This is a genomic window from Natrinema caseinilyticum, assembly GCF_024227435.1.
GTDB lineage: Archaea > Halobacteriota > Halobacteria > Halobacteriales > Natrialbaceae > Natrinema > Natrinema caseinilyticum.
Genome location: NZ_CP100445.1, coordinates 1,644,651 through 1,659,238, shown reverse-complemented (window position 1 = coordinate 1,659,238; position 14,588 = coordinate 1,644,651). Strand labels below are relative to the sequence as shown.

Genomic DNA, 14,588 nt, shown 5'->3' with positions numbered 1-14,588 from the left:
TTCGATTGCGGCCCGTCTCGAGTCGCCTGCGGTCGGCCCGGCCGCTGTCGACGTCACCTCACTATCGATTCCGGCGCCGGCCGGTCGAAAGCGGGAATCAGAACGCGCTTTCCAACGCTTCGAGGCGATCCGTGTACGCGTGAACGTACGAAAGGACGAGTGCACCGATCAGCAACGGACCGACGTACAGCAGTTGCGTGAACGGATCGGGAGGCGCGAAGAGGGCCGATAGGAGGACCGCAAGCACGCTCAGAACGGCCAGGGACCGAAAAAATTGGGCGTAGTTCGACGAGCTCATAGACGGAATTCGGTGTGAAATCGTATGTTCGTTATGATATTATTTCGAACGGATGCCGGTGTTTCCAGGTGACGTGTCGCTCCAGTCACGACCGTGTCCGTCGGGCCGTTCCCCTCGCAGTGGGCCTACAGAACGGTTATCTGATCGCCGACGGAGACCTCCCCGGTGGAGACGATCTTGACGTTCAACCCGCCCCGGTGGACGAGCGCGCTGAGGACGCCCTCCTCGGTGAGTGACTCGAGGTACGCACACGGCTCGCAGATCTCGGTCCCTTCGCAGACCGCTTCTCCGATCTGAAACCGCTCGTCGAGCAGGTGATCGACGGCGACGTTTCTGGTGGTAATATTCCGTCGGTGATCGGCCGGCTCGAGTTCGATGCCGGCGTCCCGCTCGACGATGTCGAGCGTCTCGGCTTCGAAGAGCGTGAGCGCTCGGTCCTCCGGCGGGAGGTCCCGGCCCTTTTCCCCCGACCACGACCCCGCCCGGTCGAAGTATCGGTCGCCCTCGAGTCCGCGGTCGGCGACCGCTTTGACGTCCGTCAGCGACTGCATCTCCGCCCCGGCTTCCGAAGCGATGTGAATCGCGTCGACGCTGCCTTCCGTGTGCGTACCCATGACACGTGATACCTATTTCAGACGGTAAAGATCTTCTTGTCGGCGACGTTCGGTGCGCCCGATCACGTCGGCCCGTCGATCGAACGCGCGTCTCACGGGTTGCCGTGCTCGCGTATCGATACGCGGACCTGGTGATGTGAAGACGAGGGGGTGGCAGACGGCGGACTGATAAACGAGATGCCAGCGTGGTGACAGGAGCCGCCGTCAGTCACCGGGAGACGGTTCGTCCGTCACGATGCGTCTCGAGTGGGCGCGTCGGGCGGTCACGACGAAGGCCGCGGTCGCGACGACGATGAATCCGGCGGCGAGGAAGAATCCCGCTTCGGTGGAGACGAAGTCCATCGTCGTCCCCACGAGGATCGGTCCCGTCACCTGACCGACCTTCCAGGAGATCGATCGCAGCGACATGGCGCTCGCGACGGAGTCGTACTGCCCGCCCTCGTCGACGAACAGCGACATGCTCGCCGGCAGCCGGATGGAATCGGCGATTCCGAGCAGGGAGTAGGCGAGAAAGAGCGCGACGAAGGCGCCGCCGAGGGTCTGTGTGTCTCCGTGTACCGTCACCGTGAGGGGATCGATCCGTCCCTCGGCGTACGCGGCCAGCGGGATCGCAGCGGTACCGATTCCGTAGAGGATCGCGCCGGTGGCGACGAAGTAGTGTTCCATGCCGTGGCGGTCCGTGAGGTTACCGACGAAGCCCTGTGTGAGCGCTTTCGTGAGCTTCCCGCCGGCCATGATCCAGCCGATGGCGAACGCGGAGATGCCGAAACTCGTCCGCGCGTAAATGGGGAGAAAGAGGATGACCGCCATCTTCCCGAAGCTGAAGAAGAATCGAAAGCCCACCAGCGCCCGAAGCATCGGAAGCCCGAGCAGCGCTCGAAACGTCTCCGCGCCGCCGGCTTCCTCGGGGTCCTTCCGGCCGCCGGGGTTGTCGCGGAGGAAGGCGAAGACGAGGACGAACGATCCCATCGTGATCGCCGAGAGAACGACGTACGTCGCGGTGAAGCCGTAGGCGAACAGCAGGTACCCGCCGACCAGATCGCCGGCCAGCGACGAGATTGACGCGAACTGGTTGTACGCGCCGAGCCACCGCCCTTGCTGGTCGTCGGGGCTGATCTCGCCGACGATCGCAGCGCCCGTAATCCAGAGGATACTCGCGCTGAGCCCCTGGACCATCCGAACGAGGACGACGTGGGCCGGGCTGGTCACGAAAACGAACCCGACGAAGACGCCGACGTTGAGCAGGAAACCGGCGAGCAGGTACCGCTTTGCGTTCCCCGTATCCACTTTCCGGCCGAGCGGCAGGACGATGAGCAACTGGACGAGCGCGAACATCGCACCGAACAGCCCCTCGACGAATCCGGACGTCCGAAAGAGGTCGGCGTACAGTGCCAGCGCGATCAGGATCGTCGAGTACGCCTGGCTCCTCGCGAACGCGGTTCCGGCCAGCGCCGCGAACTCCCTGTTTCTCAGGAGCGCGACTGACGTAAATCGTGTCACGCGACTCGACGGTAGGCGCTATCAAAGGAACGCGGTTCAAAAACCTCTCGAACGGGGAAAACCGGGACCGGTATCGCCGGTTCGAGCACCGGGAGCGTCGATTCGAATCCCCGTCTCGCTGCCGGTCATCGGTAGAATTTTGAGACCGAAAGACCCCCGTTAGCACGATGCACGAACCAGACTACGACGTTGCGGGACGGACCGCCATCGTCACCGGGGCGAGCCAGGGGATCGGACAGGCGATCGCGGAGACGCTCGCGGCGAGCGGCGCGAACGTCGCGATCTGCTCGCGGTCCATGGACCGCGTGGGGCCGGTAGCGGAAGGAATCAACGAGGCCGACGACGCGGGCGAGGCGCTCGCCGTCGAGTGTAACGTCCGCGAGCGAGAGCAGGTCCAGAACCTGGTCGACGAAACCGTCGACGCGTTCGGCGATATCGATATCCTCGTCAACAACGCGGGCGGGGAGTTCGTCGCGCCGTTCGAAGACATCTCCGAGAACGGCTGGAAGACGATCGTCGACCTCAATCTCAACAGTACCGTCCACTGCACCCAGCTCGCGGGCGAGGTCATGCGCGAGGGCGACGGCGGCGCCATCATCAACCTCTCGAGCGTCAACGGCCAGCACGCCGCTCCCGGCGAAAGTCACTACGGCGCCTCGAAGGCGGCGATCATCCGTCTGACCGAGACGCTCGCCACCGAGTGGGCCGAATACGGTATCCGGATCAACTGCATCGCTCCCGGTCTCATCCAGACGCCGGGCGTCGCCGAGACGCTCGGGATCGAAAGCGAGGACATGCCGCCCCGCGAGAAGGCCGACCGCCGCATCGGCCACCCCGAAGAGATCGCCGACGTCGCCCAGTTCCTCTCGAGCCCCGCCGCCTCGTTCATGAACGGCGAGACGGTCACCGTCAAGGGCGTCCCGCGGGCGGGGAATTCGATGTCGCAGGATCTCGGGCTCGAGGACTGACCGCGCTCGCGAGGCGGTCTCAGTTCCGAGGCGGTTCGGTGGGGCGTGTTTCGATCCGACGACCCTGTCGTCGAGGCGGTGTCCGAGGACGGAAGACCTAACCAGCCGGCTTCTGTAGGGATAGCCAGCACACCTGGCGCGTCGGGACCGATGGTCGTGCCGACGCCGACACATCATGAGTGACGCGAGTACCCCTTCCGACGACGAGACCGATATCCACCAGCTAGACGACGAGACGGTTGCCAGAATCGCCGCCGGTGAGGTCGTCGAGCGGCCCGCGAGCGCGGTGAAGGAACTCGTCGAGAACAGCCTGGACGCGGACGCTTCGAGCGTCGACGTCACCGTCGACGCGGGCGGCACGGAGCGAATCCGGGTCGCCGACGACGGCCGTGGCATGTTCGCGGCCGACGTCCGCGCGGCCGTCCGCGAGCACACGACCAGCAAGATAGACGGCCTCGAAGATCTCGAGTCCGGCGTCGCGACCCTGGGATTCCGGGGCGAGGCGCTGCATACGATCGGATCGGTGTCGCGCATGACCGTTCGCTCACGACCGCGTGGGGCGGCCGGTGCGGGGACGGAACTCGTCTACGAGGGCGGCGACGTCGTGTCCGTGGAGCCGACCGGCTGTCCCGACGGAACGATCGTCGAACTAGAGGACCTGTTCTACAACACGCCGGCTCGCCGGAAGTTCCTCAAGACGACGGCGACGGAGTTCGCCCACGTCAACCGCGTCGTCACGCGGTACGCGCTCGCGAATCCCGAGGTGGCCGTTTCCCTCACGCACGACGGTCGAGAAGTGTTCGCCACGACGGGCCAGGGTGACCTGCAGGCCGCCGTGCTCGCCGTCTACGGGCGCGAGGTCGCGTCAGCGATGATCCCCCTCGAGGCCGACGGCGACGCGCTCCCGCCCGGACCGCTCGACACCGTCTCCGGGCTGGTCTCCCACCCCGAAACCAACCGCTCGAGCCGGGAGTACCTCGCGACGTACGTCAACGGCCGGGCCGTGACCGCCGACGCGGTGCGCGAGGGGATCATGGGCGCGTACGGCACGCAACTCGGCGGTGACCGCTACCCCTTCGTGACCCTCTTTCTCGAGGTACCCGGCGATGCGGTCGACGTGAACGTCCACCCGCGCAAGCGAGAGGTGCGGTTCGACGACGACGACGCGGTCCGGAGACAAGTCGACGCCGCCGTGGAATCCGCGCTGCTCGAGCACGGTCTGCTCCGGTCTCGAGCGCCCCGGGGCCGGTCGGCGCCGGGCGAGACGCGGATCGAACCCGGCGGCGAACGCCGGGCTGCGTCGGGCACCGAACACGACGGCGAGTCCGGCACCGCGTCATCCGGCGGCGGATCGACGCTCGAGGGCGGGCCCGATACGGACGCGGCCGCTGGCGAATCGACGGCGAGCGAATCCGCGTCGGCGGCCGAGTCGACTTCGCGCCGTCGGCCGCAGACATCGAACTCGAGTGCCCCGTCAGAGGCCGGTCCGTCGGGCTCGAGTGCCCCGTCAGAGGCCGGTCCGTCGGGCTCGAGCACCCCGTCAGAGGCCGACCCGTCGAACGCCGCGTCGGCCTCCGGGAGACGGGGCGAAACAGCCACGGATCCGGCGGAGAGCGGCGGCGAACCCGCCGACGTCGCCGAGAACCTCGCCGGGACTTCCGGACGAAAACGGGAGTCGCGGACCGATCGTGACTCGAGCGACCGGACCGCCTCGGGTGGCGACCGCACCTCGAGTCTCGACTCCGACCGCAAGTTCGAGGCGGCCGTCGAACAGCGGACGCTAACCGGCGAGGCCGCGACTGGCGACGAAACGGACTTCGACTCGCTCCCGCCGTTGCGCGTCCTCGGCCAGCTTCACGAGACGTATCTGGTGTGTGAATCGTCCGACGGACTCGTCTTGATCGATCAGCACGCCGCCGACGAGCGGGTCAATTACGAGCGTCTCCGGGACGCGTTCGCCACCGATCCGAGCGCACAGGCGCTCGCCTCGCCCGTCGAACTCGAGCTAACGGCGGCGGAGGCCGAGGCCTTCGATCACTACCGCGAGGCGCTCTCGCGGCTGGGCTTCTACGCCGATCGGATCGACGATCGGACCGTCGCGGTGACGACCGTTCCCGCGGTGTTCGCCGAGACGCTCGAGCCGTCGCGGTTGCGCGACGTCCTGGCGTCGTTCATCGCGGGCGACCGCGAAACCGGTGCCGAGACGGTCGACGCGCTGGCCGACGAGTTCCTCGGCGATCTGGCCTGTTATCCCTCGATCACCGGGAACACCTCGCTGACGGAGGGATCGGTCGTCGACCTGCTGGCGGCGTTAGACGACTGCGAGAACCCCTATTCCTGTCCACACGGTCGCCCCGTGATCGTGCAGTTCGACGAGGCGGAGATCGAAGACCGATTCGAGCGGGACTACCCGGGTCACGGAGAATAGCCCGTTCGGGGGCGCGATCGGTCGACGGACGGCGACTCCGCGTCCACGCCGCTTTCGTGCCCGTATCCACTCCGCTACTCGCCGCCGAGGCCCTCGGCGCCGACGTCACCGGCGTCGGTGTCTCGAGCGGTCGCGCGCTCGTGACGGTAGAGCCAGAGCGCACAGCCGAAGGCGACCGCGCCCGCGGCGGCGGCGATCGCGAACGCGATCCGGTACCCGAGCGGCGTGTAGACACGGACGCCGCCGACGAGTTCGCCGGTCCAGTACGTGTCGAGCGCGCGGCCGATCACCGTCGGCAGGACCGCGGCCCCGACGAACGCTCCGGCGTTGACGGTCCCGGTCGATACCCCGCTCGCGTCGGCGGAGTGACGGTCCTTGACGACGGCGTAGCCGAGGAGAAACGCGCCCACGAGGAAGCCGGCCAGCAGGAACACGGCCCCGACGACGACCAGCGGCGGCTTCCCGACGACCGCGATCAGGGCGAGAGCGGCGACGAAACAGCCCCCGCCGGCTACCATCAGCTCCATCCGTCGCTCGAGGCGGTCCGACAGCCAGCCGATCGTCGGCGGGCCGGTCATGATACCGATACTCCCCAGCAGGGTGATCGTCGAGGCCGTCGTGACCGAGACGTCGTACGTCTGGACGACGTACGGGACGCCCCAGAGTCCGAACAGGGTGAGATTCACGCCGGTCGAACAAAACAGCATGAGGGCGACGATCCAGACCAGCGGGTCCCGAATCACGTCCGCGAACGACGATTTGAGCTGCGCGTGCGTTAGCGTTTCCCGTTCGGGGACGCCCTCGATCGGATCGAATCCGGCACGCGCGGGCGTGTCTCGGACGAGCGCGAACACGGCCACGGCGGCGACGAAACCCGCGACGCCGAGCGCGCCGATCGCCGTCCGCCAGCCAACCGCCCCGACGGCGATCGCGAGCGGAGTGGTCGCGAAGACGCCGCCGATCCCGGAGACGGTGAACGTGAGTCCGCTCATCGTCGCGAACTCGTCGGCGCGAAACCAGGTGGCACAGAACCGGAGGATACAGACGAAAATCACGCTGCCGCCGAGGCCGACCAGACCGCGGGCGAGTACCGCCGTGACGTACGTGGTCGCCGCTGCGAACCCGATCGTACCGACGGCCATCACCCCCGTCCCGATCGCAGCGGTGCGTCGCGGACCCACGCGGTCTGCCAGGACGCCGGCCGGAATCTGCATGGCGGCGTACACCCAGAAGAAAAACGCGTGGAGCGTCCCCAGTTGCGCGCCCGTCGTTTCGAACGCGGCCATGAGATCCTCGGCGAGGACCGCCGTCGAGAGTCGGTTCGCGTTGACGAGCAAGAAGGCGACGCCCATCGTCGCCCAGAGGATCCATCGCCGCCGGAGGGGATCGCGCCAGAGTCGCATCTCATCACCGTTCCATTTCGGAGAACCGAAAAGCTTCACCAACCGGAACTCGGTGTGGGGGACGACGATCGACTCGCGCGGGTCGCTGTCCGTCACCGCGAAGTCGACACCGGGAGGACCCTCGAGACCGTACGACCCCGTATGACCGCTGCCCTCGAACTCGACGGCTCGAGCGCGGGCGGGCAGTTCCTTCGAACTGCACTCGCGCTATCGGTCGTCGAGAACCGGCCGGTTCGACTCGAGAACGTCCGCGGCGATCGGCCGACGCCCGGCCTGGCCAATCAGCATCTGGCAGTTCTCGAGACGATGACCGAGATCTGCGACGCCGACGTGACGGGCGCCGAACTCCGTTCCGAGACGATCGAGTTCGATCCGAATCTCGATAGGAGACCGGGCCGCGGAGGGCTTGAACGGCTCGCGGGCGGACACTACACCGTCGACATCGGGACTGCCGGAAGCGCACCGCTACTGTTCGATGCGTTGCTGCCGCTTTCGACGGTCCTCGAGTCGCCGCTGTCGGTGACGGTCACCGGCGGGACGGACGTCGCGTGGTCGCCGCCGCTCGATTATTTCCGATTCGTGAAACTTCCCGTGCTCCGTCGGTTCGGCGTCGCGGCGGCCTGCGAAATCGACGAACGGGGGTTTTACCCCGCGGGCGGCGGCCGAACGACGCTGTATCTGGCGCCGTCGCGCCTCGATCGGATCGACCTCGTCGAGCGAGGACCCCTCGAGGGGGTTCGTCTCTACTCGACGGAGTCGGCGTCGCTCGCCGACCGCGACGTCGCGATGCGCCAGGCCGAGGGGGCGCTCGAGCGACTGCACCGAGCGCCGTCGCTCGAACTGCGAGAACGGTGCGAGACGACGGCTCGAAGCCCATCTCCCGGCTCCGTGCTGGTGATTCGTGTCGATCACGGCTCGGGCGTCGCCGGTTTCACCGCGCTCGGCGAGCGCGGCAAACCGGCCGAGCGGGTCGGCGAAGACGCCGCGGACGCTGCGAACCGATTTCTCGACGGGTCGGCGCCCGTCGATCGCCACATGGCCGACCAGTTGCTGGTATTCCTGGCGCTCGTCGGCGGAACGGTTCGCGTTCCGGCAGTCACCGATCACCTGGAAACGGGATGTGCGTTGCTCGAGAGGTTCGGCGGTCGGATCGATCTCGAGGCCGGAGACGATCGGACGACCGTCGCCGTCACGTCGTCGCTCGGTCCCGACGACTAGTTCGTCGAGACGGCATCACCGTCCCGGCTGCGAACGGGTGATCGGGCGATCGGAGGCGGTCCGCTGACCGCAGGCGTCACTCGAGCGGACGGACGCGTCGACGAGCGGTGCTCGAGCGGGTCGGACGGTGCCGAGGAGCGGGTCGGACGGTGCCGAGGAGCGGGTCGCTCAAGCGGTGAACACGGGGATGTCGAGCGAGCCGACAACCCGGTTCGTGATCGAGCCGACGAGGGGCTTGTCGGGATCGGATCGCCCCCGTTTTCCCATGACGACGAGGTCGATGTCGTGTTCGTCGACGTACTCGACGATGGCCTCGACGGGCGTGTTCGATTTGACGCTCGTGACGCACGTGATATCCGCGTCCGCGGCGAGTTCTTCGATCTCGTCGACGAACGTCTGGCCTTTCTTTTCCAGTCGCTTGCGCGTCTGCGCGATATCGCTCGGGACTGCGACGTAGTCCGCGTCGCCCATGTCCATCGCGTACAGCACGTGGAGGGTGGCATCGTTTCGCCGTGCGAATTTGATCGCCTGCTCGGCTCCCGCGCGGGCGGATTTGCTCCCGTCGGTCGGGATGAGGATATCGTCGAATTCGGTTACGTCGTCCATAGGTAACACACCGCTCGAAAGGAAGTAATTCTTGCCTGTTCTTGGTCCTTTCGTGAACGTATCGACACGCGACAGGTAGTCGATCGTCCTGGCGGGAGGGGTTTCCGGACGGCTCACCGGTGGTGCGTGCTGACGACCGGGCTTGCGCCGACCTATCGGCGAAGGGACGACGTTCCGTCGAGCGACGGAAACTCGAGTCGCAATCGACCCTCCAGGGAGTACTCGCTGCCGAGCAAGTCACTGCTCGTGAGGTCGACCGCCGCGTCGATCAGGAGGGTCGTGGCCGTCTTCGACGGGGGCCTGACGAAGAACGCGAGCGTACTGATCGTCTCGTCTGCGAGGTCGTCCAGGTCGTCGATTTCGATTGTCGTCCCCGGATCGCGTCGTGGCGTAGACAGCGAGACGGACGGCGGGGACGAGCTATCGCCCTCCACGGGCGACCGGACGGCGACTTCTGCGGGGGAATCCGTCCCTGACGTCGGCATCCATATCCTGAACTTGATCGATTTTGCGGTCGTTCCCTCCCGGTGCCAGATCTCGGTCTGGAGATCGACGATCCCCGACGTGACGGTTCCGTCGACGCCGACCGATCCGATCTCTTCGCCCGCTGTCGTGAAACTGAGGCTGCGTCTCCCGCTGGATTCCGCGTGGAGGGTGGGATCAGACAGCGTTTGCGCCCCTTCTATAGGCGGAGCAGGCCGAGTACCTCGGGGCGCGACCCCGAGGTGGTTCACCGCACTACACCCTGCTATCGCGACCGTGCCAGCACTACCGACGGCTGTGAGATACCGCCGTCGATTCGTACGGGGACACGATTCTCCTTGCGCAAAGTATCAACGAAATGCCAAACGAACGCTTCAGTGTCACGATTTGCCATCCCACCTGACGATGACCACGGTTGGCACCGTCGACGAAACGATCGTTTCACCTCCGTGATCGACTGCCGTCCGTTTCCGTGGCCGACCGAGCATAATTGTGCAATGACAGACCTCCATAACTTATACCAGAGCCGTTCGTTGAGACGGGTATGGCCGACAGAGACGTTTCCGTTCACTGCAGATCGACCTGGGGTGGCGAGCCGTGAGCGAGACCGACATCGTCACGTTCGGTGAGACGATGCTCCGGTTGTCGCCGCCGGGACACGTACGCCTCGAGGACGCAAGCGAGTTCGAGGTTCGTGCCGCAGGGGCCGAGAGCAACGTCGCCATCGCGGCGAGTCGACTGGGCGCTTCGGCGACCTGGGTGTCGAAAGTACCGGAGACGGCGCTCGGGCGGCGCGTCGTCGGGGAACTTCGCGGACACGGAATCGAGACCGACGTCGTCTGGAGCCACCGCGGCCGCCAGGGGACGTACTACCTCGAGCAGGCCGGGAAACCACGGGGGACGAACGTGATCTACGACCGGGAGAACACCGCCGTCTCGACGGCGGAGGCCCGCGAACTAAACATCGATCGGATCCAGAACGCGCAGGTCTTCTTTACGACCGGTATCACGCCCGCGCTCTCCTCGACGCTGCGGGATACGACTGCGAACCTGCTCAAAGCGGCTCGGAAAGGGGGGACGTCGACGGCCTTCGATTTCAACTACCGTCGCAAACTCTGGTCGCCCGACGAGGCCAAGGACACGCTGACGCGGTTGTTCCCGGGTATCGACATCCTCGTTATCGCCGCCCGGGACGCGCGAACCGTCCTGGGACTCGAGGGCGATCCGCGACAACTCGCGCACAAACTCGGCTCGCAATACGACTTCACGACGGTCGTCGTGACACGCGGTTCACAGGGCGCGGTCGGCTGGCACGACAGCGTCGTCCACGATCACGACGCCTACGAGACCGACACCGTAGATCCGATCGGGACCGGCGACGCCTTCACCGGCGCGTTCATCGCCCGCCGTCTCGACGGCGACGACGTCGCGACCGCCCTCGAGTACGCCGCCGCGACGGCGTCGCTCAAGCGGACGATCCCCGGCGACGTGGCACTCGTGACGGCGGACGAGGTCGAGGCCGTCGTCAACGAGCAAGCCGAAGATATCTCGCGGTAACTCGATTCGGCACTCTCGAATCTCGTGTGGGCGGTTGCAGGCCCGCCGCCGAGTGCGTCGATCGGTTTCTAGCGTCGACGACACCGGACGCGCAGAGCGAACGGTATATCACGCACTCGACGGGCGGTGAATCGGTCGGTGGATCTCTCGATGGCGAGACGAGGGATCGGACGGATGACGTCGATCGGAGCAGGCGTCGATTCGTTCGGACGTGTCCGTTCCCAGCATTTGTCAACTGCTCTGTGGAAAATATCAACTCGGGATATGATTCATGGTATTATGTGACATGGAATGGAGTATCCCCCCGGATGTGACTCCCCTTCGTCGGCGACGAGGCAGTCGGTTCGGAGAGACGTCGGGGAACCGCTATCCGGGAACCGACCGTCGCTGGACCGGGTACGGAGCTCACGTGCATCCGAACGAGCGCGACTGTGAACATCTCGGACGGATTCTGATCGCCAGCGCGACCGGACGACAGCCGACCGAGACTGTGAATCCGACGGAGCCAGAACCGTGAGTATCCACGTCGAGTTCAAGATCCGTGGGCCGCCCATCGTCATGCCCGAGGTTGCGGCGTCGGTTCCGGACGTGTCCGGGCGCGTCCCTGTGTGTGAACACACCTCCGAGGTCGAAGGTGGTTATCTACCACAATTGGACGGATCTGTCAGAAGGTTCTTTATAAGCCGCTGTCATCGGCCGAGTGCAATGAATCGAATCACGACCGTCGTACCCTCCTGATCGGTACCGCATCGCGGATGCGACTGTAAGAGGTCCGCCGATCGTCGTTTTTCGACCGCCCTCGCCGCCCGTAGAGCGCCTTGCACAACCGATCGCAGCGATGGCTCGAGTCACTCGCCGCCACCGTCGATCGTCAGCGACCGGGCGGGTCGTCGATGCACCCTGGGCCGCCGATTCATCGCGACGTGACCGTATCGATGCGGTGGCTGTCGGGTGCCGCTTTTTGGCGGCAGCCGTCTTACGCCTCACCGTGACTCGAGCCGTCCGGCAGGCTACGGTCGACGATGTCTGGGCCATCCACGAGGTCGCCCGTGAGAGCTGGCACGCTGCCTACGACGACATCCTCGGGTCGGAGAGGGTCGACGACGTCGTCTCTGACTGGTACTCGATCGGGGACCTCGAGTCGGCGATTACGGGAACGAACGGGCGCGAAAACGCCGTCTTCCTCGTGGCCGATGCCCCGTCAGCGGACGGCGCTACGAACGAGTCGAGGGTCGAGGATCCCCTCAGCGGCTACATCCACGCCGTCCCCTGGCCGGAGGATACGTCGGTGGCGTTTCTCGCGCGCCTCTACGTCCGGCCCGGCCACTGGAACGAGGGCGTCGGGACCGCGTTGCTCGAGCGTCTCGAAGCGACCCTCTCGGGGCAGTTCGACCGGCTCCGACTGGCCGTCCTGGCGAGAAACGAGATCGGCATTTCGTTCTACGAGTCCCGCGGTTTCGACCGCGTTGGAACCCGCCCGTCCGATCTGGGTCCGGGGCTCGAGGAACACGTCTACGAGAAACAGTTGCCGGACGCAGAGCGGTGACGGCCTCACGGGCGCTCGACCGTCGGCGAGTCGAGCAGCGCCGTCCCTCGACGGTCGGTGTCGAGCACCCCTGTGGTACCCAGACGCCGAACTGGTACTCGAGCGAGTGCCTGTCGCGAGATCGAGCCGAAGCGAGAGCCTACAGCGTCTTTTCGGCTTCCGCTTCGTCTACCACTTCGATTCCGCGGTTGTTGACCGCCATCGGATCGAGGCCGACCTCCTGGAGGAAGGTCTTGTACTCGCGCTCGCACTGTTCGGCGTCTTTTTGCTTGTCGCTGGCGCGGTCACAGAGTTCGATGAGGTTCTCCGGCACGTCGTTCTGGTAGACGATCCAGTGGTTGATCAGGTCCGAAAGCCGTCTGATGGGGCTCGTGAAGTGGCCGTAGATCTCGAAGTTCAACGCGTGGTGGCCGCCGAACGGATCGTTCATGTACTTCGCCCGGGGCATCACCTTCATGACCGCCCACTGAATCTTGTCCAGTTGGCGGCCGGGGGCCTCTTCCAGCGTCGCGTTGACGGCTTTTCGCGGGTCGTCCCAGGTGCTGCCGGGAATGGAGACGCCGTCGAGGTCCTGTATCTCCTGGAGCGCCTTGGACCACTCGTCCGGACTCGGCTGGGGGTGGACCCGGTACATGGCCTCGACGCCCCGATTCCACATGAGTTCGTGCGTGACGGCCTTGTTGGCCTTCAGCATGCACTCTTCGATGATGGTGTGTGCCCGATCGCGACTCGGGTTCAAGACGAGCGAGCCGTCCGCTTTGCGCTGTTCGTGCATCCGATCCGCGAGTTCGTAGACCAGTTTGTTCTCCTCGTGGAGCGGCGCGTCCGGTTCCTCGAGTCGGGTTTCGGCCTGTGAGTAGGTGAGTCGTTCGTCGGACTCGATGACGGACTTGTAGATGTCGATGGTCTCGTAGCTCAGGTGTTCCTTGTCGAGGTGCATCTCGACGGTGTGAGCCAGGCGCTCCTCGTTGGGGACCAGCGAGCAGACCGTCTCGGCCAGCACCGGCGGGAGCATATGGATCGTGTAACCGGGTAAGTAGACCGTGTTCCCCCGCTCGACGGCTTCGTCCCACATCGCCGTCTCGGGATTGACGTAGTGGGTCACGTCCGCGATGTGAACCCAGAGGACGTACTCGTCCTCGCGCTCTTCGATGGAGAGCGCGTCGTCGAAGTCCTGGGCGTCGATCGGGTCCGTCGTCCACGTCGTCAAGTCCCGCAGATCTCGTCGCTCGTCGATTTCGTCGCTGATCTCGGCCTGGACGCCCTCCGTCCGTGCCTCGGCCTCCGCTAAGACCTCGGACGGGAACTCGTCGCGGATTTCGAGCTTCTCGAACAACTCCTCGCGCTTGTTCTCCAGGTGGCGCGCGAGGTCCTCGCTGATCTCCACGGGACCCTGCCCTTCGGCCGTGCCGGCATCGGCCTGTGCGTCGTCGCTCATACAGTCGTCTACGAACGTAAGGGTGAAAGTCGTGTCGGGATGGCCCTCGAGGGGCAGCGCGCGACGACCGGTAGTGATGCCCGCTCGCCCGTGGTCCCCGCTCGATCGAGTCGACGCTCGGACGGCGGCTAGCGTTCCCCGAGCGGGCCGTATCGTTCCTCGACCGCGGCGAGATAGCTCGCGAGAAACGCATCACGGCTTCCGTCGCCGGTCTCGAGATCGATCAGCAGTTCCTCCAGGTCACCGCGCGGATGATGACAGAGCTCGCGGTGACAGGACTTACAGAGATATTCGAACGTCTTGTCCTCGCGATCCCAGCGGTCGCCGTACTTGTCGTACTCGCGGGTCTCGTCGCGCGGGCGCTCGGCGCCACAGGCGAGACAGGTCACCGTCTCCGTGCGGTTCCGAGAGGGCCACATACTCGCTCGCACGGTGTGGGGATACTTAGCAATTGGCACGTCACTTCCCCGTCCGTCGTTGGTCGGGTCGGGTCGCCGGACCGGCCGCTTCCAGGAACGGGCCTTTTAAC

13 protein-coding genes are annotated in these 14,588 nt (G+C 65.8%); 5 read left to right on the top strand and 8 right to left on the bottom strand.

Translation table 11 applies throughout. The features are described 5' to 3' along the window. Nucleotides 1-97: 97 nt before the first annotated feature. The 3 genes from NJT13_RS08120 to NJT13_RS08110 form a co-directional block, all read right to left on the bottom strand. Entirely contained in the window at nt 98-298 is a 201-nt protein-coding gene (locus NJT13_RS08120; protein WP_254525053.1) for a DUF7534 family protein, read from the bottom strand. A 125-nt stretch (nt 299-423) separates the two neighbouring features. Continuing rightward, a complete protein-coding gene (locus NJT13_RS08115; protein WP_254525052.1) occupies nt 424-912 on the bottom strand; it encodes an MOSC domain-containing protein in 489 nt (162 codons plus the stop codon). A gap of 204 nt (nt 913-1,116) precedes the next feature. Further along, the gene (locus NJT13_RS08110) at nt 1,117-2,412 is read right to left on the bottom strand and encodes an MFS transporter (RefSeq protein ID WP_254525051.1); all 1,296 of its coding nucleotides are present in this window, start codon (nt 2,410-2,412) and stop codon (nt 1,117-1,119) included. A 167-nt stretch (nt 2,413-2,579) separates the two neighbouring features. Between NJT13_RS08110 and NJT13_RS08105 the strand changes: the two genes are divergently transcribed. Further along, nucleotides 2,580-3,380: an SDR family NAD(P)-dependent oxidoreductase gene (locus tag NJT13_RS08105; RefSeq protein WP_254525050.1), complete on the top strand. Its 801-nt coding sequence runs from the start codon at nt 2,580-2,582 to the stop codon at nt 3,378-3,380. A 175-nt stretch (nt 3,381-3,555) separates the two neighbouring features. Next, nucleotides 3,556-5,808, top strand: a complete 2,253-nt coding sequence (gene mutL / locus NJT13_RS08100) for a DNA mismatch repair endonuclease MutL (RefSeq protein WP_254525049.1) — start codon at nt 3,556-3,558, stop codon at nt 5,806-5,808. A gap of 74 nt (nt 5,809-5,882) precedes the next feature. On the opposite strand, the gene NJT13_RS08095 is transcribed toward mutL, so the two are convergent. Beyond that, nucleotides 5,883-7,211, bottom strand: coding sequence for an MFS transporter (locus NJT13_RS08095; protein ID WP_254525048.1), 1,329 nt, complete (start codon nt 7,209-7,211; stop codon nt 5,883-5,885). Between the two features lie 141 nt (nt 7,212-7,352). On the opposite strand from NJT13_RS08095, the gene rtcA reads away from it, so the two are divergent. Continuing rightward, nucleotides 7,353-8,429: an RNA 3'-terminal phosphate cyclase gene (gene rtcA, locus NJT13_RS08090; RefSeq protein ID WP_254525047.1), complete on the top strand. Its 1,077-nt coding sequence runs from the start codon at nt 7,353-7,355 to the stop codon at nt 8,427-8,429. Between the two features lie 168 nt (nt 8,430-8,597). Here rtcA and NJT13_RS08085 read toward each other — a convergent pair whose 3' ends face one another. Both NJT13_RS08085 and NJT13_RS08080 read right to left on the bottom strand, forming a co-directional pair. After that, nucleotides 8,598-9,035: a universal stress protein gene (locus NJT13_RS08085; RefSeq protein ID WP_254525046.1), complete on the bottom strand. Its 438-nt coding sequence runs from the start codon at nt 9,033-9,035 to the stop codon at nt 8,598-8,600. A 152-nt stretch (nt 9,036-9,187) separates the two neighbouring features. Then, a complete protein-coding gene (locus NJT13_RS08080; protein WP_254525045.1) occupies nt 9,188-9,769 on the bottom strand; it encodes a DUF8121 family protein in 582 nt (193 codons plus the stop codon). 346 nt (nt 9,770-10,115) lie between these two features. On the opposite strand from NJT13_RS08080, the gene kdgK1 reads away from it, so the two are divergent. Together kdgK1 and NJT13_RS08070 are read left to right on the top strand one after the other, a co-directional pair. After that, nucleotides 10,116-11,075 (top strand): bifunctional 2-dehydro-3-deoxygluconokinase/2-dehydro-3-deoxygalactonokinase, encoded by a 960-nt coding sequence (gene kdgK1 / locus NJT13_RS08075; RefSeq protein WP_256549423.1) that lies wholly within the window; start codon nt 10,116-10,118, stop codon nt 11,073-11,075. Between the two features lie 988 nt (nt 11,076-12,063). After that, entirely contained in the window at nt 12,064-12,621 is a 558-nt protein-coding gene (locus NJT13_RS08070) for a GNAT family N-acetyltransferase (RefSeq protein ID WP_254525044.1), read from the top strand. A gap of 139 nt (nt 12,622-12,760) precedes the next feature. On the opposite strand, the gene NJT13_RS08065 is transcribed toward NJT13_RS08070, so the two are convergent. Further along, nucleotides 12,761-14,059, bottom strand: coding sequence for an RNB domain-containing ribonuclease (locus tag NJT13_RS08065; RefSeq protein WP_254525043.1), 1,299 nt, complete (start codon nt 14,057-14,059; stop codon nt 12,761-12,763). A 128-nt stretch (nt 14,060-14,187) separates the two neighbouring features. Continuing rightward, on the bottom strand, nt 14,188-14,478 hold the full coding sequence (locus NJT13_RS08060) for a DUF7562 family protein (protein WP_254525042.1): 291 nt from the start codon (nt 14,476-14,478) through the stop codon (nt 14,188-14,190). Nucleotides 14,479-14,588 lie beyond the last annotated feature (110 nt).